Origin of the sequence: Agrobacterium sp. AGB01 (genome assembly GCF_014851585.1) — a bacterium.
In the GTDB taxonomy this organism is placed as follows: Bacteria; Pseudomonadota; Alphaproteobacteria; order Rhizobiales; family Rhizobiaceae; genus Agrobacterium.
Genome location: NZ_JACVAB010000001.1, coordinates 1,239,732 through 1,264,901 on the forward strand (window position 1 = coordinate 1,239,732; position 25,170 = coordinate 1,264,901).

19 protein-coding genes and 1 tRNA gene are annotated in these 25,170 nt (G+C 57.1%); 12 read left to right on the forward strand and 8 right to left on the reverse strand.

Annotated features, from left to right (window positions below; translation table 11 throughout):
- The first annotated feature begins 45 nt into the window (after positions 1-45).
- The gene (locus IB237_RS05885) at positions 46-261 is read left to right on the forward strand and encodes a hypothetical protein (RefSeq protein WP_192487624.1); all 216 of its coding nucleotides are present in this window, start codon (positions 46-48) and stop codon (positions 259-261) included.
- Between the two features lie 238 nt (positions 262-499).
- Here IB237_RS05885 and IB237_RS05890 read toward each other — a convergent pair.
- Positions 500-575: transfer RNA gene (locus tag IB237_RS05890), tRNA-Lys, on the reverse strand.
- 193 nt (positions 576-768) lie between these two features.
- A complete protein-coding gene (locus IB237_RS05895) occupies positions 769-1,020 on the reverse strand; it encodes a GlsB/YeaQ/YmgE family stress response membrane protein (RefSeq protein ID WP_192487625.1) in 252 nt (83 codons plus the stop codon).
- Between the two features lie 329 nt (positions 1,021-1,349).
- On the opposite strand from IB237_RS05895, the gene IB237_RS05900 reads away from it, so the two are divergent.
- From IB237_RS05900 to IB237_RS05920, 5 genes are all read left to right on the forward strand, one after another.
- Positions 1,350-4,010, forward strand: a complete 2,661-nt coding sequence (locus tag IB237_RS05900) for a mechanosensitive ion channel family protein (protein ID WP_192487626.1) — start codon at positions 1,350-1,352, stop codon at positions 4,008-4,010.
- Between the two features lie 109 nt (positions 4,011-4,119).
- Positions 4,120-4,383: a hypothetical protein gene (locus tag IB237_RS05905; RefSeq protein WP_192487627.1), complete on the forward strand. Its 264-nt coding sequence runs from the start codon at positions 4,120-4,122 to the stop codon at positions 4,381-4,383.
- Between the two features lie 180 nt (positions 4,384-4,563).
- A complete protein-coding gene (locus tag IB237_RS05910) occupies positions 4,564-7,077 on the forward strand; it encodes an FAD-dependent oxidoreductase (RefSeq protein ID WP_192487628.1) in 2,514 nt (837 codons plus the stop codon).
- Positions 7,078-7,227: 150 nt separating this feature from the next.
- Positions 7,228-8,055: a response regulator gene (locus IB237_RS05915; RefSeq protein ID WP_192487629.1), complete on the forward strand. Its 828-nt coding sequence runs from the start codon at positions 7,228-7,230 to the stop codon at positions 8,053-8,055.
- A 229-nt stretch (positions 8,056-8,284) separates the two neighbouring features.
- Entirely contained in the window at positions 8,285-9,517 is a 1,233-nt protein-coding gene (locus tag IB237_RS05920; RefSeq protein ID WP_192487630.1) for an adenylate/guanylate cyclase domain-containing protein, read from the forward strand.
- Between the two features lie 46 nt (positions 9,518-9,563).
- Here IB237_RS05920 and IB237_RS05925 read toward each other — a convergent pair whose 3' ends face one another.
- The 6 genes from IB237_RS05925 to IB237_RS05950 form a co-directional block, all read right to left on the reverse strand.
- Positions 9,564-10,790: a GNAT family N-acetyltransferase gene (locus IB237_RS05925; protein WP_192487631.1), complete on the reverse strand. Its 1,227-nt coding sequence runs from the start codon at positions 10,788-10,790 to the stop codon at positions 9,564-9,566.
- Between the two features lie 101 nt (positions 10,791-10,891).
- Entirely contained in the window at positions 10,892-12,028 is a 1,137-nt protein-coding gene (locus tag IB237_RS05930; RefSeq protein ID WP_192487632.1) for an LLM class flavin-dependent oxidoreductase, read from the reverse strand.
- 61 nt (positions 12,029-12,089) lie between these two features.
- Positions 12,090-13,742 carry an ABC transporter ATP-binding protein gene (locus tag IB237_RS05935; RefSeq protein ID WP_192487633.1) on the reverse strand — a complete coding sequence of 551 codons (1,653 nt, stop codon included), beginning with the start codon at positions 13,740-13,742 and terminating at the stop codon, positions 12,090-12,092.
- Positions 13,739-14,578, reverse strand: coding sequence for an ABC transporter permease (locus IB237_RS05940; protein WP_192487634.1), 840 nt, complete (start codon positions 14,576-14,578; stop codon positions 13,739-13,741). Before IB237_RS05940 ends, IB237_RS05935 begins: the two co-directional genes overlap by 4 nt.
- Positions 14,575-15,618 (reverse strand): ABC transporter permease, encoded by a 1,044-nt coding sequence (locus IB237_RS05945; protein ID WP_192487635.1) that lies wholly within the window; start codon positions 15,616-15,618, stop codon positions 14,575-14,577. Before IB237_RS05945 ends, IB237_RS05940 begins: the two co-directional genes overlap by 4 nt.
- Entirely contained in the window at positions 15,618-17,204 is a 1,587-nt protein-coding gene (locus IB237_RS05950; RefSeq protein ID WP_192487636.1) for an ABC transporter substrate-binding protein, read from the reverse strand. The genes IB237_RS05945 and IB237_RS05950 overlap by 1 nt, the downstream gene beginning before the upstream one ends.
- Positions 17,205-17,532: 328 nt before the next feature.
- Here IB237_RS05950 and IB237_RS05955 point away from each other — a divergent pair, with 328 nt between their 5' ends.
- From IB237_RS05955 to IB237_RS05980, 6 genes are all read left to right on the forward strand, one after another.
- Positions 17,533-19,290 (forward strand): ABC transporter substrate-binding protein, encoded by a 1,758-nt coding sequence (locus tag IB237_RS05955; RefSeq protein ID WP_192487637.1) that lies wholly within the window; start codon positions 17,533-17,535, stop codon positions 19,288-19,290.
- A gap of 4 nt (positions 19,291-19,294) precedes the next feature.
- Positions 19,295-20,908 carry an ABC transporter ATP-binding protein gene (locus tag IB237_RS05960; RefSeq protein WP_192487638.1) on the forward strand — a complete coding sequence of 538 codons (1,614 nt, stop codon included), beginning with the start codon at positions 19,295-19,297 and terminating at the stop codon, positions 20,906-20,908.
- Positions 20,898-21,830 carry an ABC transporter permease gene (locus IB237_RS05965; RefSeq protein WP_192487639.1) on the forward strand — a complete coding sequence of 311 codons (933 nt, stop codon included), beginning with the start codon at positions 20,898-20,900 and terminating at the stop codon, positions 21,828-21,830. Before IB237_RS05960 ends, IB237_RS05965 begins: the two co-directional genes overlap by 11 nt.
- A 3-nt stretch (positions 21,831-21,833) precedes the next feature.
- On the forward strand, positions 21,834-22,817 hold the full coding sequence (locus tag IB237_RS05970; protein ID WP_192487640.1) for an ABC transporter permease: 984 nt from the start codon (positions 21,834-21,836) through the stop codon (positions 22,815-22,817).
- Positions 22,818-22,976: 159 nt separating this feature from the next.
- Positions 22,977-24,227, forward strand: coding sequence for an acyl-CoA dehydrogenase family protein (locus tag IB237_RS05975; RefSeq protein ID WP_192487641.1), 1,251 nt, complete (start codon positions 22,977-22,979; stop codon positions 24,225-24,227).
- An 11-nt stretch (positions 24,228-24,238) separates the two neighbouring features.
- Entirely contained in the window at positions 24,239-25,162 is a 924-nt protein-coding gene (locus tag IB237_RS05980; RefSeq protein WP_192487642.1) for an LLM class flavin-dependent oxidoreductase, read from the forward strand.
- Positions 25,163-25,170 lie beyond the last annotated feature (8 nt).

Here is a 25,170-nt window from a genome sequence, read left to right on the forward strand (position 1 = left end):
GCGGGTTACTCTTCTCTGGCAGTGAAACAGCGAAAGGAGAATGATATGAAGGCAATTCTCATAGTCGCCTCAACACTTGCGCTTTCGGCCCCTGTAGCGTTTGCCGAATGCGCTGGACATGCCAAGCTGAACACATCAGCTGCAGTCGATAATGAAATCAAGACAGCCAGCATTGCCAAAACGGCAGATCAAAAGACCGATGAAGTCTTGATCATCCAGAAAAAAACTGAGACGCCCGAAACAGCTCGGCAGACAGAATAACGATATAGGTTTGATGTGATCCCTCGTGCCCTTTCTCCAGTCGGGCGCGGGGGATTTTTTACGTCACGACGAATGCGAAAATGATATGTCCGACGATGGAGATGGCCAGAGCGCCAAGAAGAACGATAAGCAAAATGCGGCTCATGACCCATCCTCGAAATCTGCATGAAAGACATGAGACGAGAGGCGGCGAAGTTATTTCGCAGTCTCGAATTTCACAGTCATTTCAGGAAGTTAATGGTGGGTGATGTAGGGCTCGAACCTACGACCCGCTGATTAAGAGTCAGCTGCTCTACCAACTGAGCTAATCACCCGCCGCCGCCCTCAGGCGGTGTGAGGGGGCTATAAAGAGGAAAAAAAGGAATGTCCAGCGCGGAAATGAAATTTCTTCGTTTTTTATGACAAAAAAATTTCACTCACGCTGGACACGCCCATCTTTTTCTCGAAGATCGACGGTAGAGAATGCTCTCGGGAATGTCTGTTAGTCGTTTGTAAATACAGGAGGAATCACCTCCGGAATGCACGTCCGACGGCAATGAGTATGCACGCGCCAACAAAGCCAGCAATGAGATAGCCCAGCCAACCGGTCAAAACGACGCCAAACAACGATAGTATCGCATTGGCGACAATCGCACCGATGATACCAAGGATGATGTTCATCAACACGCCAAGATTGCTTTTCATGAACTGTTCAGCGAGCCATCCGGCGACACCACCAATGACAATTGCTGCAATCCAGCCAACACCTGCAGATTCCATGATTTCCTCCCACGCTAACTGCAAGTTTAAATTTGGTGATTCTAATATTAAATACAAGGGAAAACAGCGGCTCTACAGCGTTTCTGGCCTAAAAAAGGACATCAGAAGCCGCTTGGAAGCCCTATTGTCGCGGCAATCGTTTTTCATAAACCGCTACGCGCATTATTTTGCGGCAAATTGCACGCCGAATTGCGGGTAGTCGAGGGGGATTGAGCAAGGGCTAAAGGCCATTTTGCCGGGCCAATTTTCAATCCTTCACACAGGTTTTGAATATTTTTGCGTGACACGTATGAAACTGATGTTCGTTGTGTGCTTGTTTAAACAGCGTGATGAATTTCAGATTCGGGTCGCAAGTGATTCCGTACGCCGGAAAGGTAATTGACGTGTTTGGCATTCCTGACGCCCGGCGTTTGCCGCGGCTAGCTGTATTGATTGTTCTTTTGTCGCTCAGTGCTTTGTGTGCCGTGCCTTCGTTGGCGCTATCGCAGGATGGAGTACCGGCGGATGCGTCGTCACCGATTGAGCAGATGCGGACCGACCTGCAAAACAACAAGGCTGCACTTGGTAACCTGGCAGAGACCGTTGAAGCGGCAAAAGATGATGATGCCAGACTGGTGGACCTTAAGGCCCAGTCCGATGCCATTGCGTCCAACGCGGTTAAATCTTCGGTCAGCCTGCGCCCACGTTTTGAGGCCGCCAAGACCCGTCTCGATGAACTTGGCGAACCGCCGAAGGATGGCCAACCGCCAGAAGCGCCGATCGTCACCGAAGAGCGCAGCCGTTTGATTGCCGAGAGAGCTGACATCAATGCGCTGACGGGCGAGGCGGAACAACTGTCCACGCAGGCCAGTCAGTTGTCCAACCACATTACAGATCTGCGCCGGTCTCTTTTCAAGGATACGCTTTTCAAGCGCACCGAGATTTCGCTGAATGTGTTTTCGGCTGCCGGTTCGTCGCTGGTCAACGAAGTGTCGTCCTTCCAGCGGGTGGTTGGCAGTTGGTGGACCTTCGTGTGGAACTACAAGCCGCTTCAACTGCTGTCTGCTATCTTCCTGTCGTTGCTGGCCGCCATGCTGTTTCTGGTCGGCGGCTACAAGTTCCTTGGCAGCCACATGGAACGCAGTGCCTTCTCGGGCGAGCCGGGTTATATCCGCCGCCTTTCGGTGGCCTTCTGGTCCACCATGGTGCAATCGGCCACAGTCGTTGCCTTCCTGGTGGCATCGGCGTTTTTGCTTGAAAACTTCAATGTGCTGCGCTCAGACATTGCGCCGATCGTCTTTACGGCCATGGGCTTTACCGGTCTGGTTTATTTCGTCTGGCGTCTGACATATGCAGTGTTTGCACCCAAGCACCCGAACTGGCGTCTGGTTCGCGTCAGCAATACTGGAGCGCACCACCTGACATGGGCCGTTTTGGCCATGACCGTGGTCAATGGTTTCGACTATCTGCTGAGCGGTATCAGTGAGGCGCTGTATTCACCTGTTATCCTGACGGTGGTGAAAAGCTTCGTTGCATCGGTCATTGTCGGTATCATCCTCATCATCATGTCCTTCATGCACCCGGTCATGCAGAAGGATGCCGATCCAGCCGCACCCGGACAACGCCTGCCACGCTGGATGAACGTGTTGTTTCGTCTGGCCGGCCTGTTTATCATCGGTGCGTGTTTGACGGGATATGTTGGCCTTGCTCGGTTTGTGTCGACACAGATTGTCGTCACCGGTGCCGTGCTGGCTACCATGTATATTGGCATTCTCTCCGGCAAGGCGATTTCCAAACAGGGCATATTTGCCGATTCCGTCGCTGGCAGTTTCCTGTACCGGCGTTATGGCCTAGGTCCTGTGTTTCTTGACCAACTGGGACTTGTTGCCGGTCTTGGCATCTATGTCGTCGCACTTGCCTTTGGCGTGCCGCTGATCCTGTTTTCCTGGGGTTTCCAGCCCGGCGATATCGAAAACTGGGGCTATCGCTTGCTGACTGGTATTCCGGTTGGCAACACCAATATCTCGCTGCTGGCGGTGTTCGGTGGCATAGCGGTTTTTGCGATTGGCTACGTCATCACCCGCTGGTTCCAGCGCTGGCTGGACAACAATGTCATGGCGCGCAGCAAGGCTGATGCCGGTGTGCGCAACTCGGTCAAGACGGGCATTGGTTATCTCGGTATCGCCATTGCCGCCATCTTCGGTGTTTCCTCCGCTGGGCTTGACCTCTCCAACCTCGCACTGGTGGCCAGCGCGTTGTCGGTCGGTATCGGTTTTGGCTTGCAAAATATCGTGTCCAACTTCGTGTCGGGCCTTATCCTGCTGGTGGAGCGTCCATTCAAGGTCGGCGACTGGGTGGTCACAGGCGCGACCGAAGGCACCGTCAAGCGCATCTCGGTGCGTGCGACCGAAATCGAAACCTTCCGCCGCCAGTCGATCATCGTACCAAACTCCGAGTTCATCAATTCTCCGGTTGGCAACTGGACACACCGTAACCGTATCGCCCGTTCGGAAATTCCGGTTGGCGTCAGCTATGAGGCTGATCCACGCAAGGTCATGGACATCCTGCTGGAACTGGTGCGCGCCCAGCCGCTTATTCTGAAAAATCCTGAACCGCATGTTGAATTCTTGCGCTTTGGTGACTTCTCGCTTGATTTCGAAGTGCGCTTCTTCCTGGCCGACCTGTCGGACGGTTTGCCGGTTCGTAACCAGTTGCGGATCGATATTCTCAGACGCTTCCGTGAGGAGGGCATCGATATCGCTTCGCCACAGCGCAATCTCAATGTGCATGTCGACCGTGACAACTCGCAGGCTCTGGCCAGCAAACTGGTGGAAGAGAGCGAGAAGCTCGCGCGGAAGGAAAAGGACGCGGAAGAGGGCGAGGGCGGAAATGTCGAGGTGAAGCCTGAACCGCAACAGGTTGAGGCGGCGGCGAACACAAAAGCGGCCGACAAATCTGCTGACGGTGTGTCCACTCGGCCAACGGCCAAATCGACAGACAAGAAAGGCTGATTGCCACTATTCAGCCTCTATTCATGGCGTGCCCCTTAGAATCACCGCATACTCTTTTTGACAAAGAGGTTGGGCTATCAAGGGGGGCGGCTACATCAGCCGAAAACGCATGAAGCATGTATTGTCCGTGATGATGGTTATTGTTCTGTCTGCGACAGCGGCTGTCTCGGCTACTATTACCAATAGCGACGCGGAGCCGGCTTCTCTGGCCGTTAGCGAGGGTGGAAATCGGTTTGATGTGGTGATTGCACCTGGTGCCTCGGAACAGGTCTGTGCCTCCAATTGTTTCGTTACCTTCCCGAATGGCGACCGCATTGCGCTGGAAGGCACGGAAAATGTTGAAATCGTCAAAGGTTCTGCTGTCGTCAAGTAACGGCGCACAGTGGCGATTTTCCGTGTTTTAAAAGCAATTTGCCAACCGTCGCGGCAAGCCTTGCGCATGTCGTAAACAGGCACCTGATATCGCTCTCGAATTGCATATTCTGACATCCGCCAGCAGTTTCGCAAAAGGCCGTATCAAACCGGCCGGCATGCCTCAGAGGGATTTCGGATTATGAAAACACATGCACGGGCCGTTGTTATCGGGGGTGGGGTTGTCGGTGTCTCGACGCTTTATCATCTGGCCACCAAGGGCTGGAGCGACAGCATCCTGATCGAGCGCAAGGAACTGACATCCGGTTCCACCTGGCACGCTGCTGGCCTGCTGCCGCTGTTCAACCTCAGCTATTCCGTGGGGCAGATCCACAAATATTCCGTCAAATTCTATGAGGAATTGCAGGAAGAAACCGGCATGAATGTCGGTTTCTCCAAAGTGTCCAACATTCGTCTGGCGCGCAGCAAGGATCGCTGGGACGAGTTTATGTATTATGCCGGTATCGCCGAAACCATTGGTGTCAACGTCAAGCTATTGACCCCGGAGGAGTTGAAAGAAGTCTGGCCGCTGGCAGAAACCGACGGCATTCTCGGCGCAATCCAGCACCCCGATGATGGTTACATTCAGCCGGCCGACCTGACGCAGGCATTGGCCAAGGGTGCGCGCGACAAGGGCGCCACCATTTACCGCAACACCACGGTTACCGCCATCGAGCAAATGGAGGACGGCAAGTGGAAGGTCACGACCGACAAGGGGGAGGTGATTGCCGAACACGTCATTTCCTGTACCGGCAATTTTGCCCGCAAGACCGGTGAGATGGTCGGCATCAACATTCCCGTCATCCCGGTCGAACACCAGTATATCGTCACAGAACCGCACCCGGCCATTCTCGAGCGCAAGGCTAAGGGCCTGCCGGAAATGGGCGTTCTGCGTGAATCCGACAGCGCCTGGTACATGCGCGAGGAAGCCGGTGGCCTGATCCTTGGCCCTTACGAACACGGCGCGCCGGTCTGTTATGTTGATGGTCCGTCGCCGGAAAGCGAATATGAACTGTTCCAGGAAGAGCTGGAACGCCTGATGCCGCATATCGAAACGGCGATTGCGCGCGTGCCGATCTTCGGTGAGGTTGGTATCAAGAAGGTCTATAACGGCGCGATTGCCTATACGCCGGATGGTAACCCGATTGTGGGTCCTGCACCCGGCCTGAAAAATTTCTGGCTGAATGAGGGCCATTCCTTCGGTATTACCGCAGCCGGTGGTGCTGGCTGGCAGCTGGCGGAATGGATTGTCGAAGGCGAACCAAGCCTTGATATGATGGGCGTCGATCCGCGTCGTTTCGGCCCCTATGCGACCGAGGGCTATCTCATTGCCAAGAATGAAGAGGCCTATGCCAACGTCTTCACCATGCATTACCCGGATGAGGAGCGTGCCGCGGCGCGTCCACTCAAAACAACACCCGTCTATGACCGCCTGAAGAAACTCGGTGGCGTGTTCGGCTCTGTCTATGGCTGGGAGCGTGCCAACTGGTATGCGCCAGAAGGTTACGAACTGCCCGAAAGCGAAAAGGGCGTCGGCGTCGATGTTCTGACCAACCACAATTATGCGCCACCGCTCGATGATGGACGCACGGTCGAAAAATGGTCGTTCCGCCGCTCCAACTATTTCGAGCATGTCGGCAATGAGGTGAAGAATGTCACCAACAATGTCGGCGTTCTCGACATGTCGGCCTTTGCCAAAATGGAAGTGTCGGGCCCCGGCGCACGGGCTTGGCTGGACAGCATTCTCGCCAATGCCATTCCCAAGAAGCGCGGCCGTATTGCGCTGACCCACCTGTTGACACCGGCCGGTGGCGTCAAGGCGGAATTCACGGTTTATGAATGGGCACCAGGTCGTTTCTACCTAGTTTCGGCAGGCGGTCTGGAAGCCCATGACCATGATGTTCTGCGTCGTCTGGCACCGACAGATGGTTCGGTGGTGCTGCAGCCAATCACCCAGAAATACGGCGTGCTTGTTCTGGCGGGCCCCAAGTCGCGTGACCTGTTGAAGAAGCTGACCCGCACAAGCCTCGACAACAAGGACTTCCCATGGCTGACCGCCAAGGAAATCTCGGTTGGTGTGGCGCGCGCCCATGCCTTGCGCGTCAACTTCGTTGGCGAACTGGGCTGGGAACTGCATCACCCCATCGAAACCCAGAACTATATTTTCGACCAGTTGATGGAGGCCGGTGCCGAGTTCGGTATAAAACCGTTTGGTATTCGAGCCATGGTGTCGATGTCGGTCGAAAAGTCCTATCGCAACATGGGACGTGAGCTGTCGGTGGAATATAACGCCTACGAATCCGGCCTTGATCGTTTCTTGCGCCCGGAGAAATCCTTTATCGGCCGCGATGCGCTGGTCGCCTATAAGGAGAAGGGCGTCAAATGGATATTCTCGACACTGGTGGTCGAGGGCAATACGGATGTCGATGCGCGTGGCTCGGAGGCAATTTACAATGCGAACGGTACGCTGGTCGGTCGTGTGACGAGTGGCGGTTTTGGCTGGCGGGTCGGCAAATCTCTGGCGCTCGCCATGCTGGCACCGGAGTTTTCTGAAATCGGCACACAGCTAAAAATCAAGATCCTCGGCAAGTTGTATGACGCTCAGGTGGTGGCAGAAAGCCCGTTTGATGGCGATAACCAAGTATTGCGGGCCTGATTTGCCCGTGTAAGGCAACAAATCAGCCCCGGCGTAGGCGTCCGGGGCTGATTTTAAATAGTGTATATCAGCAATACGCGATTAATTATTCCGCAAAAACTATTGGTTACAGTCCGGCGCAGAGGGGCTTTGTCCACAACCGGGGGTGTCATGAACTTTTTAGGAATTACCGGGATGCAATATTCCGGTGTACCGTTTTCTGCGCAACGTATCATTCTTGCCGAAGACACCAACGTCTTTACCCAGCTGGTCAGCACACGCCTGATGGATATGTTGGGTGTTCAGGTTACCATTTGCCGCAACTTCGAAGAGTTGCAGGAAGCTTATGATGCCGCAGATGGTCCGATTGATCTGGCGATTTCCAACATCAATCTGCCGGGCGCTGAAAACGGCGAGGCGCTGGAATATCTGATCGATCTGTCCGTGCCGACCATCGTGTTCACCAGCACGTTCCATGAGGCGACCCGCGAAAAGCTGATTGCCAAGGATGTGGTCGATTACATCATCAAGGACAATGTGTTTGCCGTGGATATGTTGACGGAATCGGTTTGCCGCTTCCTGACCAACAGCCGCCATCACGTTCTGATCGTGGACGATAGCCCAACCGCGCGTGCGCTACTGTCCAGCCGTTTGAAGCGTTATAACTTCCGCGTCAGCCTGGCCGAAAGCGGTGCCAAGGCGCTGCAGATCCTCAAGGACAACCCGGATATCGGCCTTGTCGTGACCGATTACAACATGCCTGATATTGACGGTTTCGAACTGACGCGCCGCATTCGCACCATGCGCGGTTCGCATGAACTGCGTGTCATCGGTGTGTCGTCATCGACCAATCGTCTTTTGTCGGCACGCTTCCTGAAGGCCGGCGGCAATGATTTCATGCTGCGACCTTTCATCGATGAAGAGTTCTATTGCCGCGTCAACCAGAACCTCGACACGCTGGTACAGATCCGCATGGCAAAGGTCGGTCGCGCCGCTTAAACGGTTGATATCGTAATCTGAAATTCTGAAAACGCCCTCTATGGCAACATAGGGGGCGTTTCGCCGTTTTGGCTGCAGGTGCGATATTTTTGCTTCGCCAGCGAATAATTACGCCGCCATTTTCTTTCGCTCCTTGTTGGTGGCGAAATTCGTTCCTATCTTCAAGCCGTAGCGTGTGGGGAGGATGCGCGGGAGAATGGCTGGCTTTTTTTAAAAGCCTGCTGAGCAAATGGAGCATTCCTTGGATATCACTGAACAGGCTGCGCAGGCTAAGCCCCTTGCGCCTTGGCCTACCACCCCGAACGATATTCTTGACTGGCTGATCAACGGAACCAGCCAGGAGCCTTTTATTGACCATTTGCTGAAAGGCCTGTGTGAGCGCATTGCCGCCTACGGCCTTCCGCTGGCCCGCTCGTCCATGCATTTCAGAACCCACCATCCGGAGTGGTTGGGTGCGCGCCTTTTGTGGGAAACGGGCTTTGACGAAGTCCAGATCGACATGTTTGGCCGTGATATGCTGCGCAGCGGCCAGTACATCAAAAGCCCGGTCAACGAAATCCTCGATGGTGCCGACGAGCTTCGCAAGAAGCTGGACAAAGAGATTGAGAATGGTGGCTGGCACGATTTTTATCATGAGCTGAAGCAGCAGGGTATTACCGATTACGTTGCCTGGCCGGTGATCCACACCCGTGGAAAACGCCATGTGGTGACTTTTGCCACCAAACAGCAGGGCGGTTTTTCGCCTGAACATATCGTCTTCCTGAAAGACCTTCTGCCGGTGTTGTCAATGGTGACGGAAATCCGCGTCAAGAACATCATGGCGCGGACTTTCTTGGAGACCTATGTCGGCCCTCACGCCAGTGAACAGATTTTGGCAGGTGCAATCACCAGAGGGTCCGGTGCTACCATGAGCGCCGCCATCATGATCTGCGACCTTCGTGGCTTTACCGAAATCTCCGATCTTTGGCCACGCGATGATGTGATTGAAATGCTGAACGGCTATTTTGACGCACTTTCCGAGCCGGTTGAAAATCACGGTGGCGAAATCCTCAAATTCATGGGCGATGGTCTTCTTGCCGTTTTCCCGATGGACAATGAAAATGCCTGCCAAAATCTGCTGGAAGCGATCCGCGAAGGCCAGAAGGGTATGGAGCGGCTGAATGCCGAAAACCAGCGGCGCGACAAACCTTTCCTGCGTTACGGCGTTGGCGTGCATGTCGGGGATGTGATGTATGGCAATATCGGTTCCAAGCGACGGCTGGATTTCACGGCCATCGGCCCGGCGGTCAACATCGCATCGCGGCTGGAAAGCCTGACCAAGGAAGTCGGCCACTCTGTGCTGTTCTCCAAGGAGTTTGCGAAAAAATCCGGTCACTGGAAAGAGTTGAAGCCGCTTGGCAGTTTCATGCTGCGCGGTCTCGGCGAACCTTTCGAGGTCTATGCCATGCCCGAAGAAAGCTGATCGAAGAAAACGGACTCAGGCCCCGCGCATTTTGCGCTGTATTCCCTCAGAATGAGATGCCCGAATGTGGCTTCTGTTCGGTCGCAAAGACCCTGTCGAGCGCGTCGATATCGGCGCGTTCTCCATGCAAGCGGCCGGACGCCGCCAGTGACCAGGCCGGGGATGCGCCAAACACCAGTTCCGTGAGCGTGTCGATTGGCAGGCTGATCTTTGGTGTCTCACTCGATTTTGCCGCGCCATCTGCACCAACCGTCCACACGCCATTATTGTCTGCGATCAGCGGATCGGTGACCTCTATCACCACACGGGCGTTGCTGTCGTAAGAACGGGCGTTCAGCAACTTATGAAGATCGAGTGGGCGTATCCAGCTTTCATCACGCAGCTCCGAGGTCTGCACGGCGCGCAGATTTTCAACCAGCCGCGGCAATGGATCATCGACCGGACGTGATGGCAAAATGACCTTGTGCAGAATGTCCTGCGACAACACATGGCCGAGCAGCGCTCGCCAGGCATCATCATCATGAGCGATCAGATCATCGACAATGGCCGTGCGCTGCGTTGAGGTAAACCAGTTGTCCGTTGCCTGAATATGGAAACGGATATAACCGCGTTCCGCCCCTTCAGCGCCAACCACCACGGCATGATGCGGGGTGGATGCACGTCGGGTGCGAAACTCCTGAATTTTCCACCAGCCGTCCCAGCGTTGCAGGCTGGCAGAACGTGGCGAGGGCGCTGCAGCTGCAACCCTCCGGAACAGGTCGAAACTCTCATAGGCATCAACCACGCGCAAATCCTTGCGCCGCTCTGGTCGTGGTCGCCCGCCATTGGCAAGGTCAACATTCTGCCGTACTGCCCAGGAGGCGATGCCATATCCGTAACGTCCATAGATCCGGGCGTCAGATGCGCGCAGGCCCGCCACCACATAACCCTCGGCATGGGCGCGCTTTAACTGCTTGCTCAACAGCGTACGGGCAATGCCGTTGCGTGTCTGGGTCGGCGCGACGCCAACATGCGTCACCGCAAGGTGACTGACGTAATTGCCTCCGGGTAGGGCAACAGAACCGCCATAACCATTGACCACACCCTGCAGTTCACCGTCGATAAATCCACCGAGCGGTGAACCGCTTTCCAGATAGGCGGTTTCGGCCTTCGCATCGGCGTGACCAATGTCGCCAATGCCAAGCATGGCCTGACGAAACTGGGCAAAGGCCTGTCGCTTTTCTTGCGTGCTGGTAAGGGCGCGAACCTCTATGGGGCGGGTCTGTTCAGTCATGTGGGGTATCCCGAAAATTGAAAGCAGCAACGCCTGCGCACAGCATTATCAATGCGCAGCCGTCTTTGGTGTCCTGTCAGGGCAGGACACCAATTTCTACATCACGACACCGGCGCCAGAAGACCACGGGATTTCAGGCGGGCGGCAGCGCCTTCACCAAAATGCCATGCTTCTTCCAGATGCGGTTGGCCGGAGAAGATGAAATGATCAAACCCTGCCTTGTGGTAGGTCTCGATCAGGTCCGCCACCTGTTCATGGCTGCCGACCAGCGCGGTTCCTGCGCCACCGCGCACGAGGCCGTAACCGGACCACACACCGGGATGGATTTGCAGTTCGCGGGCTGATTTTGGCAGGCCATCCCGTTCGGCATGCAGCGCCGTCATATGGCTTTGGCCGACGGATTCCGATTTTGCCGCGAGGCTTTTGGCGTTTGCCACCTGATCAGGGGAAACCCAACCGAGCAGCTTGTCGGCCACCGCCCATGCCTCATCTTCGGTGTCGCGGGAAATCACATGCAGGCGAATGCCAAATTTAAGGTCGCGACCCTTCGCCGCCGCCTGTGCCTTCAGCTTCTTGATGTTGTCGGCCTCAATTTCCGGCTGGCGTCCCCAGACCAGATAAACGTCGGAATGCGAGGTGGCGACTTCGGTTGCTGCGCCGCTTGCGCCACCGAAGAAGATCTGCGGCAGCCCGTAAGGGGCCGCATTGATGCGCGCTTCGCGGATATCGTAATGTTTGCCCTTGAACGAAAACGGCTCTTGGGCGCTCTCGTCGGAAACGCCGCGCAGCACCTGAATGAACTCGGCCGTCCGCTCGTAGCGTGCATCGTGGTCAAGGTGGTCGCCAAACCGCGCCTGTTCAAAACGGTCGCCGCCGGTCACCACGTTGAGCAGCAAACGACCCTGCGTCACCCGCTGAAAGGTAGCGGCCTGATGCGCAACCAGGGTCGGCGAAATCAGACCGGGGCGAAAGGCCACCAAAAATTTAAGCCGTTTTGTTTCGGCGGACAGGGCAGCGGTGGCAATCCACGCGTCTTCGCACCATGTGCCGGTTGGGGTCAGCACAGCGTGAAAGGGCTGGGCTTCTGCTGCCCGTGCGACCTCACCGAGATAGGCGAGGGTGGGGGCGCGGTAACCGCCGGCAAAGTCGATAAGGTGGCTGTCATTGCCCGAACCAGTCAGTCCGCGGCTGTCGCCATTGGTTGGCAGATACCAGTGCAGATGAATTTTGCCACTCATGACCGGGTCTCCGAAGCGACCGATGAAGGTCGCTTCCGTCTTGATGAAATGCTGTTATGTGTCATGCGAAGTCTCGTTGTGTGAAGGAAGGAACCCGGTGGTTTGCCTGTTCACGCCGGCCAGGTACGGCAGCGATGAGGGCGCGGGCATAGTCTGATTTTGGCGCGCGAACGAGCGCGTCGGCGGGAGCAACCTCGACAATCTGGCCGCGCTGCATCACCGCAATCCGGTCGGCAATCGAGGCGGCAACGCGCAGGTCGTGGGTGATGAACAGCATCGACAGGCCAAGGTCCTTTTGCAGTTCGGTCAGCAGCGTCAGAACCTGCGCCTGCACCGAAACATCAAGGGCCGAGACCGGTTCATCGGCCACCAGCAGTTTCGGCTGCAACATCAAGGCACGCGCCAGCGCGATACGCTGGCGCTGGCCGCCGGAAAAGGCGTGCGGCTTGCGGTCGGCTGACCGCACATCGATGCCCACCCGTTGCAAAAGCTCGTTCATCCGCGCTTCTGCATCATCCTTGCTGGCCCCGAAATGCAGGACAGCTTCCGTCAGGATACGGCGAATGCTGTGGCGCGGGTTAAGCGAAGACTGAGGGTCCTGAAACACCATCTGCACCAGTGGCCGCCGCTCACGGGTAAACAGGTCTTTGGCGCTGACGATTTCCTCTCCGGCAAACCGGAAGGTGCCGGCATCCCGTTCAATAAGCCCGGTAATGACCTGACCGAGCGTTGATTTACCGGAACCGCTTTCACCGACCAAAGCAAGCGTCTCACCCTCTCGCAGCAGCAGGTCAACGCCACCAAGCGCTGCCACCGGTTCACGTGCTGCGCGTAGCAGACGACGCGGGGCGGCATGGGTCTTGCGGATGCTGTCAAGCTGAAGCAGCACCGAACCATTGACCGGTGGGCGATGTCTTTTGTCATCAAGGTCAGGCACAGCTGCCAGCAACCGGCGCGTATAGGGGTGCTGTGGATGCGCCAACAGATCGGCCGCACTGCCAGCCTCAACGATTTCGCCGTTTTGCATCACCACAATACTGTCGGCAATGTCGGCAACCACACCAAAGTCATGGGTGATGAACAGCACCGCAAGACCGCGTTTCGCACGCAGATCAAGGATAAGCCTGAGGATTTCGGACTGGGTGGTAACATCCAGTGCCGTGGTCGGCTCATCGGCGATTAGCAGTTCCGGTTCGCAGGCAATCGCCATGGCGATCGCCACCCGCTGCCGCTGGCCGCCAGACAGTTCATGCGGATATCGCTGGCCGATCTTGTCGGGCTCAGGCAGTTTCATGGCCGCAAACAGTGCGGCGACCTTGTCTTTTGGTGCCGGAAAGCCATGGGCTTCAAGTGTTTCCGCCACCTGCCGACCAACCGTCAACAGCGGGTTGAGGGCGGTCATCGGCTCCTGAAAAATATAGCCAATGCGCGCGCCACGCAGTTTGCGCAGTTGCACGTCATTGAGAGACAGAACGTCTTGCCCATCAAAGGACAGGGCACCGCCGGTGACCTTCAATGTGTCGCCGGGCAACAGGCCGGCAATGGCGGAGGCGAGAACCGATTTGCCTGAACCGCTTTCACCCACGATGCACAGCACTTCGCCGCGTTCAATCGACACCGTTGCATTGGAAACCGCAAGTGATCGGTCTGCCCCCCTGGGGAGGGCGATATTGAGCCTGTCTATGGCAACAAGCGGGAGGTGTTTCTGGCTCATGGCTGATGCCTCCCGGCATGTTTGGGGTCCAGCCAGCGCTCCAGCCCGTCACCAACCAGATTAAAGGCCAGAACGGTGAGGAAAATTGCCAGCCCCGGCAGGGTGGAAAGCCACCAGTTGACGCTGAACGAGGTACGGCCAGAGGCCAGCAGAAAACCCCAGGATACGGAATCGCGGCTGCCAAGCCCAAGAAAGCTGATGCCGGATTCAATCATCACAGCGCCTGCAATCAGCAGTGAGGCCTGCACCACCACCTGTGGCAGCACATTTGGCAGCACATGCAAAATGGCGATACGCAGATGCGACAGGCCACTGACCCGCGCCGCTCGTACCCAGTCGAGACGCCGTATCGACAACACTTCGGCCCGCACAATGCGGACGATGGGCGGCCATGAGATGAGGGCGATTGCAAATACCACCGTCCAGCGGGTTGGCGAGAGAATGGCAACGATCATGATCGTCAGCAGAAAACCGGGGATCGTCTGGAAAAACTCGGTGATGCGAATGATCAGCTCGTCGGCAATCTCACCAAAATAACCGGCCAGCAGCCCAAGCGTCACACCAAGGCTGACGGCAAATGCCACGACACTGACAGCCACGGCCAGCGTTGCCCGGCTGCCATGTACCAGACCGGCTGTCAGGTCACGCCCCAGCATATCCGTACCGGCCGGGAAACCGGGTGATAAGGGCGGAAGGTTTGGCCGGGCGACCATACGCCATGGATCGCCGGGGTAGATCAGGTCTGCAAAAATCACCAGGAATGCCAGTGCGGCCAGCACCACAAAACCGAAGATCACAGGCGGTCTGAGCAGGGGATGGTTTGGCCAAAAGTTCATACCGTTCCCTCCCGGTCTAGGCGCGGGTCAATCAGTCGGTAGGCAGCATCGGCAATCAGATTGGCAAGGATCACCCCAAAGGACGACACGATGAACACGGCAAGAAGCACATTGTAGTCACGGGTGGTCAGCGCGTTGAAGGCCAGCCGGCCAATGCCCGGCCATGCAAAAACCGTCTCGACAAGGATCGAACCGCCAATCAGCTGGCCAGCCTGCAAGGCGGCTATGGTAATCGTCGGAAGCAGGGCGTTTCGCAGCAGATGGTCACGCCAGATGCGCCAGGGCGACAGACCCTTGGCCCGCGCAGTGCGAATGAAATCCATGCCGGACACCTGAAGTAGTGCGGTGCGCGACACCCGGGCGTGGATCGACATATGGAAAAGGCCAAGCGTCAGCACCGGCAGCACCATATGGGCCAGACGATTGACAAAGGCTGGCCATCCGCCTTGCGAGGCGATGGCGGGTGTTTCCATGCCGTAGGATGGCAGCCAGCCGAGTTTGACGGCAAAGATGATGATGAAGACAAGGCCGACCCAGAACATCGGCATGGCAAAAAACGCCACCGATATCGTGGTGATGACGCCATCCAGCGCCGAACCCGGTTTTCTGGCCGCAAGGGCACCCAGTGTCACGCCGAGGACGACCGAGAACAGAAAACCGCTGATCGTCAGAACAAGCGTTGCCGGAACTTTTTCAAGCACGATGTCAATCACCGGTCGCTGGTCACGATAGGACAGTCCAAAATCGAATGTCGCGACACTCTGCAGATATTTCCACAGTTGCAGATAAACCGGCCCATCCAGTCCGAGGTGACGGCGCAGGTCCTCGACAAAGGCCGGGTCACTGCCACCCTGGTCGCCGGCCAGAATGAGCGCCGGATCACCTGGCGCCAGACGCAACAGCAGGAAACTGCCGATGACCACGAACAGCAGTGTCAACAGCGCCTTGGAAAGCCGCAGCCCAATGGCATAGGCGGCAAGTGCCGACCGGCCTCCGAGTGCAGGGAGGTGCCCCTGCGCTGTGTTTTGCCTTGCCGCCATTACTTCTTCAGCCAGACATTGGCGAAATTGTCATCGGTGCCGAGCGCCGTGGTGATGAGGTCCTGAACCTTGTCGCGATAGAGCGTCGGGAAGACAATGTCGTGGGTCCAAACCATCGGCACATCCTGCGACAGGATCTTCTGGACCTTGGAGTAGATTTCCTTGCGCTTGGCGTCATCCTGCTCATGCGCACCCTGATCGAGCAGGGCATCCACTTCCGGGTTGGAATAGCCGTTGATGTTACCGCCGGTGCTGCCGGCATTGTCGCCCTTGACCGTCTTATAGCCGTAGGAAATGCCAATTCCCGGATCGGCAGTGGTGTAAACGAAGTTTTGGGCAATATCGTAATCGAAGGTGGTCAGGCGCTTGAACCAGCCTGCAACATCAACGGACTGGATATCCACCTTGATGCCAACGGCACCCAGCGCCTCGCGCAGATATTCCGCTTGCCGTGACCACAATTCACCATAGGGCAGAGGCACCAGCTTCAGGGTGAAACGTGTACCGTCGGCACCAGCCTTGTATCCTGCCTCATCCAGCAAAGCGGCGGCCTTTTCTGGATCATAAGGATAGGTCGTCTCGACACTTGTGTCCTTGTAGGCCGACAGGCTGGAGAACGGGCCGTTGATAGTCTTGCCGTAACCCGCAAAGATGGTGTTGATGATGAAGTCGCGATCGATCGCCTGTGTGATGGCCTGACGAACTTTCTGGTTGGCAAGAACCGGATTGCGGTTGTTGATGTGCACGTAACCGATTGGCTGCAGGAACTCCCAGCCACCCTCGTTGACCGCAACACCCTCAAGCGCCGAGAGGCGGGGAATGTCGAAGTTTTCGACGTCACCCGAGCGAAGTACATCGACCTGTCCCGTTTCAAACGCAATGGCGCGAGAATTCGCATCCGGCACGATCTGGAAGTCTATTTCATCAAGATAGGGTTTGCCCGCATCCCAATATTTGTCGTTGCGAACCAGGCGGATGATGCTGCCTTTGTTCCACTCCGAGAATTTGAACGGGCCGGTGCCGATAAATTCGGAATTTGCAGGCGCGGTGCGCAGATCGGTAACGCCGACATATTTATGGGCCGGAACAATTGCCACGTTGAGCGACCAGAGGAAGGCCGGGTAGGGTGCCTTGAGGGTAAAGACGACTGTTAGATCGTCAGGCGTTTCGATGTGGTCGATCTGGGCGCTGAGATCTTTTGAGCGAGCATGCTGTATTGGCAGGAAATCGCCGATGCTGAAGGCGACATCCTTTGATGTGAAGGGCTCGCCATCATGCCAGGTAACGCCGGGGCGCAGCTTGAACGTATAGGTCTTGCCATCGGCGGAGATTTCCCAGCTTTCCGCCAGCCGCGGAACAGGGGCGATCTCCTTGGCCGAATAACCAAGCAGCGAATCGTAGATCTTGTTGCCGACAAAGGTCGCCGGACCCAGGCGGTTGATGCCGGGATTGAGCGAGATGGGTTCCGGCTGGACGATCAGGTTCAGTGTTCCTCCACTTTCAGCTGCAAAGGCTGCCGACGATAATGCGGCGCCGACAAGTGCCCCGGTTAACCCAAGCGTAAATGATCTCCAGCTGCGTGCCATTAGTCCAGAATCCTTAATTTCTATACTTTTTATAGATATGCTACATAAACGAGTGGAAGGCGCGGCATGTCTGTTCTAAATTTTTGCCTATAAATGAAAATCTTCTATCGCCAGGCACCGACCCGGCATGATTTTCGTCATCTGATGATCCGCAGTTTTGACGCATGCGTACTGAGCGCGGAATGGGCAGGGCGGAAGTCTATTCCGCAGATTGCTTATTAAGCAGGCAGATATTTCCCCCTGAGCCGAGAAGTTTGGAAGTTTGCAACATTCTCGGAATGTCTAAAATCTATAAATATTATAGACATTATCAATTAAGGTTATTCCGATGAAATCTCATTCTCACCGCTCGGCACTGGGACGTGTTGCGTCGAGCCTTGCCATTATCGTTGCGCTTGGGGGACAGGCGCTGGCAAGTGAGCCGCAATATGGCGGTACGCTGCGTATTGCTTCCCTGCAGGCGGATCTCGATGCGTTTGATCCGCTGACCGGTTACAGCACGGATTCCTGGGAAATCTTGCGTGCGGTTACTCGCCAGCTGGTCACCTATCCCGGCGCATCCACCGACATAAAGGACGATACCAAGCTGGTGCCTGACCTTGCCAAGTCCTGGGACGTGTCTGACGAAGGCAAGACCTATACCTTTCATCTGAAAGACGACGTCTTCTTTTCCGGACCGATTGACCGCAAGATTGTAGCAGGCGATTTCGTTTACAATATCAAGCGCTTCTGTGATCCGAACAAGCAGGTCGCCGCCATCAACTACTTCAACCTGGCGATCTCGGGCTTCAAGGCCTATTGCGAAGAATTTGCCAAGGTTCCGACCGGTGATCTCGCTGCAACCAAAGCCTTCATCGACGCCCACGAAATCTCTGGCGTCAGCGCCCCTGATGACAAGACGCTGGTCATCAAGTCGGATTCCAAGAACTACGACTTCCTCAACATTCTCTCGATGAACTTCGTGTCTCCACTGCCACCGGAAGTCGCGTCGAAATATTTCCCTGACTCAGCCGAGTTCCGCAAGAACTTCCCGTCCAGCGGTCCTTATTACGTTGATAGCTATCAGGACGGCCAGAAGCTGGTTTTGAAAAAGGCCAAGAACTTCAAGCCGGAAAGTGACGAGGCCCGCAAAGCCTATGTCGATGAGATCGTCGTTGATTTTACTGCCAATAGCGAAGACAGCATCGTCCAGAAGATCGAGGCAGGTGAGGCGGATCTTTCGCTTTATCTCGACACACCGCCAAGAACCGCGATCAGACGTTTCCAGACCCAGAAGGCGGAACAGCTGCATTCGTCCAACAGCGGCGCGGCCAACTTCATCACCTTTAATGCTCGCCCGGAAGCACAGAGCGACGGTGCCAATGCGTTGAGAAAGCCGGAAGTGCGCCAGGCGCTGACCTATGCCGTTAACCGCGCCCACCTCGTGCAGGTTCAGGGTGGCCCGATTGCCGCCGTGCCCCTGTCGCAGATCATCACCTCGACAATTCTCGGTTATGAGGCGTTTGATCCTTATCCAACCGAAGGCAACAAGGGTGACGCGGCAAAGGCCAAGGAATTGCTTGCCAAGGCTGGTTATCCCAATGGCGTGAAGTTTGATGCCATCTACCGCACCACAGCCCAGTTTGAGGCGATTGCCGTTGCGGTGAAGGAAGATGTGGCGGCGGCAGGTATCGAGCTGAACCTGATCCCGGTTCCACCGACCCAGTGGTACGCCTTCATTCAGGATGCCAAAAGCAGATGGGACATCTCGCTTGGTGGCCAGTTTGCGCCAGATTGGCAGGGTCCAAGCACCCGTATGCTTCTCGGCGGTTGGTTGAACTCGGATGCCTCGCCATGCGGCACAGGCAACGTCAATTCGATCTGCTACAGCAATGCCGAACTCAACAAGCTGGCAGCTGAGGCATTCCCGTCTGACAATCCAGGTCCGATCTGGACCAAGGCCGACAAGATCGTCTCTGCAGACATTCCGTGGATCCCGCTGTTTGAAAAGCGCAAGATTGCGATCACCTCTGATCGCATCACCCACTGGGCATGGTCGTCGCTGGCTGTTCAGGCCGACATCACCAACATTGCAGTGAAGAACTAGTCCGATGAGCGTCTTTTCCGTTCACGATTTGCAGGTTCGTTTTGGCACCGTCGAGGCGGTCAGAGGCGTATCATTTGATGTCGAAGCGGGAAGGACGCTGGCAATCGTCGGTGAGTCCGGATCGGGCAAGAGTGCCAGCCTGCTGGGGGCAGCTGGTCTCCTGCCAGCCTCGGCAAAGGTTCGCGGCAGTGTTCTCTACCGGGGGCGGGAGATACTGGGCGCGTCACCGGCGGCGTTACGGAAGATAAGAGGGGCCGAGATCGGCTTTATCTTTCAGGACCCGCTGAGCAACCTTCATCCACTTAAGACGATTGGCGACCAGATCGGTGAGGCGATATCGGCGCACCGATCCATCGGCAAAAAGGAGAAGCGCGAGCGTGTCCTCGCGCTTCTCCACGACGTTGAAATTTCAAACCCGGAAAAGCGGCTGGATGATTATCCGCGCCATCTCTCGGGCGGTATGCGCCAGCGCGTGATGATTGCCATTGCCATTGCGCTGAACCCCGGCCTGATCATTGCCGATGAGCCGACCACGGCGCTCGACGTCACTGTTCAGGCATCCATTCTTGATCTGCTGCGACGTCTGCAGGAGAGGCACGCTACCGCACTGGTCTTCGTCAGCCATGATCTGGCTGTCGTGTCCGATATCGCCGATGATGTGGTGGTGATGCGGGACGGTCTTGTGGTCGAACGTGCCGCTGCAGATGCAATCTATACCACACCGAAACATGCCTATACCCGCGAATTGTTGAGTGCGGCGCGGCTGGACGGTCCCAGAAATTATACGCAGCCACCGGTCGTCAGCTCCGCCCAGTCGCTGCTTGATGTGGACGGTCTCAGCCGTTCTTTCGTTGCAGGCCAACCGGTGCTGGAGGACGTGACGTTTTCGATCGCCAAGGGCGAAATTCTAGGGCTGGTCGGTGAGTCCGGGTCGGGAAAATCAACCATTGGCCGGCTGATTGCCGGTCTTGACCGGCCCGATGATGGCTCCATTGCGCTGTCCGGCGTTAATTACGCAAGGGCTGGGCGGCCGACCACACTGACCGGTGCAGCACGCCGCGACATTCAGGTGGTTTTTCAGGACCCTTACGCCAGCCTCAACCCCAGGCGAAGCGTTGAAGCCATTCTTGGCGACAGTTTTGTGATTGCCGGTGAACGGGACCGCACACGCCTGCGCCAGCAAGTCCGTCAGTTGCTGGCAGAGGTGGAACTGCCGGAGGCCACTGCCACGCGTTTCCCTTCACAGCTCTCAGGCGGTCAGCGGCAAAGGGTGGCCATTGCACGGGCAATTGCTTCGCGCCCGTCGCTTGTCGTGGCGGATGAGCCGGTGTCGGCGCTCGATATCACCACACAGGCCAAGATCGTCGAACTGCTGCGTCGCCTGCGCGACCGGCTGGGGATTTCCTTCCTGTTCATTTCGCACGATCTCGGTGTGGTCGGTGAATTGTGCGACCGCGTCATTGTGCTGGAGAAGGGGCATATCGTCGAGGCCGGCCCGACAAGGCGCATCTTCGAGCGGGCAGAGCACGCCTACACAAAGCGTTTGCTGGCCTCGATGCCCGGCGGCAAACGGCAACCCGTCAATACCGTGGTGAAGGCCGTGTCCTATGTCGGTTGATGTTATCGAAGAGGCACCGCGCCGTCACTGGTTGCCGGAATTTGCCGCTGTCTTGTGGCTTGAACGCAGCGTGCGGGTTGGCGCGATTATCGTCTTTGCCGTGCTGGTGGCAGCCGTCTTGGCACCTCTGGCCGCCTATCTGACCGGGCATGGCCCGACTGACCTGTTTCCGGATGTGGCGCTGGATGAGATGGGCCTGCCGGTTGGACCATCCTGGGCCTTTCCGCTGGGGGCAGATGGCAACGGTCGTGATGTGTTTGTGCGCACGCTTTACGGCGCGCAGATTTCACTGCTGGTCGGCATTCCCGCCACCACGGCCGCGATGATCATCGGAACGCTGATTGGCATGATCAGTGGTTTTCTCGCCGGTCGCGTCGACCGTATTGTCAGTCAGGCCATCGATGTCGCCATGTCGTTTCCGTTTGTTGTCACGGCGCTCAGCCTGCTGTCTTTGAACAGGGGCGAGCAGGGCATGCCGGTAATTTCGCCTGTGATTGTCGTTATTCTGGTTATTGCGCTGTTTTCCTGGACCTACTTTGCCCGCCTGACGCGCGGCATGGTTCTGGAACTGCGCTCCAGCCCGATGATTGAGGCGTCGCTGGTTTCTGGCGCTTCAAAAGCCCGCATCATCTGTCTCGATATCCTGCCCAACATCCTGCCGACCTTGCTGGTCTATTGGGCCGTGCAGCTTCCGGCCAACATCGTGGCCGAAGCGACGCTGTCCTTTCTCGGGGTTGGTATTCAGGCGCCGATGCCAAGCTGGGGCAACATGATTGCCGAGGCGCAGCGCACCTCGCTTTATCAGGACCAGCCCTGGTTTCTGGCCGGCCCCGCACTTGCCCTTTTTCTCACCGTGGTCGGCTTCAATACAATGAGTTCCGGGCTCAGAACCGTGCTCGATCCGCATCAAAGGCGTTTGTAATCCATGACCAGAAACCTTCTTTCCACCGTGTTTCGGTCCGCCTCGACACTCGTCATCGTGCTGATCCTGTCGTTTTTCATCACCCGTATTGCCTACCGTAATCCGGCCGCCATGCTGGCACCGCGCAACGCCACGCAGGAAACCATAGACGGCGTGGCGCGGGCGCTGCGTCTCAACGAACCATGGTATGACCAGCTGTGGTATTACCTGTTCCGCGGGCCGGACATTCAAGGCGTGCCGATGGGGTTGATGCACTGGCCGCCAGCACTCGGCTTTTCCTTCCGCAAACAGGCACCGGTTACCGACCTCATTTTGGCCAAGGTGCCGGTGACGATCTCGCTGGCACTTGGTGCGCTGGTCATCTGGATGACGATATCGATCATTTCGGGTGTTGTCGCCGCCCGGTGGCATGGCCGCTTCATTGACCATGTGCTGGCCTTTTTCGCCTATATCGGCCTGTCCATTCCGACCTTTCTGAGCGGCATCCTGATCTCCTATTTCTTTTTCTACCAACTGACCAACCACGGCTACGGCTGGTTTCCGAGCAGTGGTTACGTGCCGTTGACGGAAAATCCGCTGGAATGGGCAAGGCACCTCATCCTGCCATGGGCAACGCTGGCGATTGCCGAAATCGGCATTTTCCAGCGCATCGTCAGGGCAGGCATGCTCGACGTGCTCGGCCAGGATTACATCCGCACCGCCCGTGCCAAGGGCTTGAGTGAAGGCAGGATCTACCTGTCGCACGCGTTGAAGGCAGCCCTTAATCCGATCATCACGCTGGGTGGGCTTGAGCTTGCCGTCATCATGGGTGGCGCCATCGTCACCGAAACGATCTTCGGCCTCGACGGCATTGGGCGCATGGCGATCACAGCTGCGCTGGATGGCGATTTCCCGCTGGTCATCGGTACGACGATCTTTGCCGCATCCGTCTTCGTGGTGTGCACCCTGACCGTTGATCTGGTCGCGCAATGGCGTGATCCGGCGTGACGCCGCGTGACCTGTCCAGTCCTGTTCGACGCGCTGATGGCAGCCCGTGCCGCTCAAACCCGACAATTATGCAGATGGGCCTTCAAGGCCCGTCGCCAACACAACAGACATTTGCGCAGCATCTTTTCCTGATGTTGCGCCATCATGAAGGAGAATGACATGACCGCAGTGGATGCAACGCTTTCCCGCACCTATTTGCGCCCCGCAACTGCCCGGGAAGAGACGCTTGTCGAGCGCTTCCAGCCGGTGTTTGACCGTATTGCCGAAGGCAGTATTGAGCGTGAGCGCAACCGCACCTTTCCCTTTGAACAGGTCCAATGGCTGAAGGATGCCGATTTCGCTCTGGTGCGTGTGCCAATGGAGTTTGGCGGTTTTGGCGCTTCGCTGGAACAGGTGTTTTACCTGCTGGCCCTGCTGGCAGAAGCAGATGCCAATGTCGCCCATATCTGGCGCAACCATCTGGCCTTTGTCGAAGACCGCCTGAATGCACGGCCATCTGCCGCCAATGAGCGCTGGTTGAAGCGTTTCCGCGACCGTGAATTTGTCGGTGGCGGCTGGACGGAAGCCAATAACGGCACCTACGCCACCATCAAGACCACGGTCACCAAAACCGATGACCACTACCGGGTCTCCGGTGCGAAGTTTTATGCCACCGGCAGCCTTTATGCCGACTGGCTGGATGTCATCGGCAAGGATGCCGAAGGCACGCTGATCACCACACTCGTCAACCGCCACCAGCCTGGCGTTGAACTGACGGATGACTGGCCTGGTTTTGGCCAGCGCACGACGGCCAGCGGCAGTGCGGTTTACAAGGATGTCGTGGCGCATGAGGGGGATGTCTTTCCCGCCAGCGAACGTGTTGTCTATCAAGGGCATTTTTACCAGACGGCGCTGTTGGCCGTTCTGACCGGCATTACCCGTGCTGTGCTGCGCGATGGTATCAAGGCGCTCAAATCCCGCGGCCGCAATTACCCGCAGGGCCTTGATCCGGTGCCCGCACAGGATGCGCAGTTGCTGCAGGTTATCGGTGAAGTGTCGGTGCGGGCCTTTACGACTGAAGCGGCACTTCGCCGTGCCGCCAGTTCGCTTGACCTGATTGCCGCCGCCCATGCGGTGGGCAATGTCGAATTGCGTGACCAGCGCGCAACGGCAAGCGAAGTGGCTGTTGCGCAGGCGCAGATCGCCATCGTCGAGAGCACGCTTTATGCCGCCACCCATGTGTTCAACGCGCTTGGTGCCTCGGCAACATCGGAGGAAACCGCGCTTGACCGCCACTGGCGCAATGCCCGCACTCTGGCGTCGCATAATCCGGTTGCCTACAAGGCGCGCATCCTCGGTGACTATCTGGTCAACGACAAGTCCCCGGTGTCGAGCATCGCGCGGCTTGGTCGTGGCGGGCAGGGCAACTGAGGAGTGGCACAATGACGAAACCCTATCTTGCCCTTGCACTGGCCGGGCCGCATTTGCTTGAACTGACCGGCAGCCGTGAACTGCTGTCGCGTTGGGATGCCTTGCCCGTTGCATTCACGGTGCTTGGCATCGACCGCATTGACGGCAGCGAACCTGCATCCGTCACCCTGGCCAGCAGTGCTGCCGGTGCCACACTGGCAGGCGCGACCGAAAACGGCCGTTTCCTGATTGCCGCCGCGCCACAACGGGACCACCCCTATAATCTGGCACGTCGTGTCGCGTCGCTTGCCCATCTCTCCGGCGGGCGCAGTGGTCTGCTTGTCGGCATTCGCGATGCCTATGCACCGGAGGGTCCAAAAGATGCTCCGGCATGGGGCGGGGCAGGGCTTGGCGGTGGCGCACAGCTGAATGCAAAGACAGCCTATGACACAGCCGTTGCCGTGCGGGCTCTGGAGCAAAGCTGGCCGCATGATTCCATCATCGGTGATCGCGATAGCGGCATTCTCGTACAGTCAGATCGTATCGTGCATGTCGATATCGCCAACAGCTTTTCGATTGCCGGGCCGCTCAACGCGCCGGAGCCACAAACCGGTGCCTCCGTCATCGCCTGGTATGGCCATACGAAAGCGGATGCACCGCCAGCGGGAGAAGATAACCCGATTGAGCTGGTGCTGGGTGGCGCAGGTACCGTGCATGTCGTTTCCCTGGGAGAGACGCCTCCCACCGATGCTGTGTCCGGTGTCGTGTTGAAAGCAGGCAACGATCAATCGGTGCGGGAGTTGCTGGATGTCGCCGAGCGCTGGCTGGCGGATGGTTTTGCACCAACCGCGCCTGGCGGTTCGCTCCGAGACGCCCTCAACCTTTCGGCGCCACGACCGCTGCCATCGACGGTGCGCCCCGCGTTTCCGGCGCCAAAACCTCACGTCTCTCTGTAGACGGTATT

Coding starts and splice junctions, on each gene's coding strand:
- IB237_RS05925 (WP_192487631.1), bottom strand. CDS start 10,790: ATGACTGAACAGACCCGCCCCATAGAGGTTCGCGCCCTTACCAGCACG.
- IB237_RS05980 (WP_192487642.1), top strand. CDS start 24,239: ATGACGAAACCCTATCTTGCCCTTGCACTGGCCGGGCCGCATTTGCTT.
- IB237_RS05970 (WP_192487640.1), top strand. CDS start 21,834: ATGACCAGAAACCTTCTTTCCACCGTGTTTCGGTCCGCCTCGACACTC.
- IB237_RS05945 (WP_192487635.1), bottom strand. CDS start 15,618: ATGGCGGCAAGGCAAAACACAGCGCAGGGGCACCTCCCTGCACTCGGA.
- IB237_RS05895 (WP_192487625.1), bottom strand. CDS start 1,020: ATGGAATCTGCAGGTGTTGGCTGGATTGCAGCAATTGTCATTGGTGGT.
- IB237_RS05905 (WP_192487627.1), top strand. CDS start 4,120: ATGAAGCATGTATTGTCCGTGATGATGGTTATTGTTCTGTCTGCGACA.
- IB237_RS05955 (WP_192487637.1), top strand. CDS start 17,533: ATGAAATCTCATTCTCACCGCTCGGCACTGGGACGTGTTGCGTCGAGC.
- IB237_RS05910 (WP_192487628.1), top strand. CDS start 4,564: ATGAAAACACATGCACGGGCCGTTGTTATCGGGGGTGGGGTTGTCGGT.
- IB237_RS05960 (WP_192487638.1), top strand. CDS start 19,295: ATGAGCGTCTTTTCCGTTCACGATTTGCAGGTTCGTTTTGGCACCGTC.
- IB237_RS05965 (WP_192487639.1), top strand. CDS start 20,898: ATGTCGGTTGATGTTATCGAAGAGGCACCGCGCCGTCACTGGTTGCCG.
- IB237_RS05950 (WP_192487636.1), bottom strand. CDS start 17,204: ATGGCACGCAGCTGGAGATCATTTACGCTTGGGTTAACCGGGGCACTT.
- IB237_RS05975 (WP_192487641.1), top strand. CDS start 22,977: ATGACCGCAGTGGATGCAACGCTTTCCCGCACCTATTTGCGCCCCGCA.
- IB237_RS05900 (WP_192487626.1), top strand. CDS start 1,350: ATGAATTTCAGATTCGGGTCGCAAGTGATTCCGTACGCCGGAAAGGTA.
- IB237_RS05885 (WP_192487624.1), top strand. CDS start 46: ATGAAGGCAATTCTCATAGTCGCCTCAACACTTGCGCTTTCGGCCCCT.
- IB237_RS05940 (WP_192487634.1), bottom strand. CDS start 14,578: ATGAACTTTTGGCCAAACCATCCCCTGCTCAGACCGCCTGTGATCTTC.
- IB237_RS05915 (WP_192487629.1), top strand. CDS start 7,228: ATGAACTTTTTAGGAATTACCGGGATGCAATATTCCGGTGTACCGTTT.
- IB237_RS05930 (WP_192487632.1), bottom strand. CDS start 12,028: ATGAGTGGCAAAATTCATCTGCACTGGTATCTGCCAACCAATGGCGAC.
- IB237_RS05920 (WP_192487630.1), top strand. CDS start 8,285: ATGGAGCATTCCTTGGATATCACTGAACAGGCTGCGCAGGCTAAGCCC.
- IB237_RS05935 (WP_192487633.1), bottom strand. CDS start 13,742: ATGAGCCAGAAACACCTCCCGCTTGTTGCCATAGACAGGCTCAATATC.